This is a genomic window from uncultured Shewanella sp. (assembly GCF_947495455.1).
Taxonomy (GTDB): Bacteria; Pseudomonadota; Gammaproteobacteria; order Enterobacterales; family Shewanellaceae; genus Shewanella.
In genome coordinates this window covers 1-871 of record NZ_CANLZC010000231.1, presented here as the reverse complement: position 1 = coordinate 871, position 871 = coordinate 1, and the positions used below count along the sequence as shown (strand labels likewise).

Here is an 871-nt window from a genome sequence, read left to right as displayed (position 1 = left end):
AGCCCTCTTTGTGATCAGATCTTTCGACCAAGATTAATCAATCACGCAGAGGGCATATGGATAAGTTAGTAGATATATTTTGTGATGTCGATGATTTTTGTACTATTTTTATTCCACAGTGGGAGCAACAATGTCTAACGGATGGAACGCGTAAACGTAAGCGTTCTGGTAGGATGACAATGAGTGAAATCATGACGATTATCATTGCCTTCCATACTTCCCATCATCGAGATTTTAAAAACTTCTACACAGGATATTTAGCGCGTTTCTTTAAATCAGAATTTCCCAATTTGCTGAGCTATACCCGATTCCTTGAAGTCATGCCTAACGCTGTGATACCGCTCTGTAGCTACTTTTCATCCTTAAAAAGTGAGGCAACAGGTATAGAGTTTATTGATTCAACAAGTATTAAAGTCTGTCATAATTTACGAATACCAAGACACAAGACCTTATCAGGCTTAGCGAGTCGAGGAAAAGGCACCATGGGATGGTTTTATGGATTTAAACTTCACCTCATTGTGAATCATCAGGGTGGTATCGTTGCCGCAAAAATCACGCCTGCAAATGTACATGATACTAAGCCAGTTAAAGAAATGGTCGTTAATTCAATGGATAAACTCTATGCTGATAAAGGTTACATCAGCAAAGCATTAGCCAGTGAGTTACTCGAACGGGGTGTGAGTATCGTGAATAATGTCCGTAAAAATATGAAAGCCAAAGCATTATCATTATGGGATAGAGCGATGTTATCTAGGCGGTTTATCATAGAAACAATCAACGACCAATTAAAGAACATCTCACAAATAGAGCATACTAGACACCGAAGTGTGCATGGTTTTATGCTCAATATAATAGGTGGTTTAGTGGCTTA

The 871-nt window shown here is 38.6% G+C and carries 1 protein-coding gene; it reads left to right on the top strand.

Features of this window, described 5'->3' with window-relative positions; all coding sequences use genetic code 11:
• Nucleotides 1-56: 56 nt before the first annotated feature.
• Nucleotides 57-871: IS982 family transposase (locus tag Q0791_RS24905; RefSeq protein ID WP_299011953.1), on the top strand; the 815-nt coding region annotated here is incomplete at its 3' end.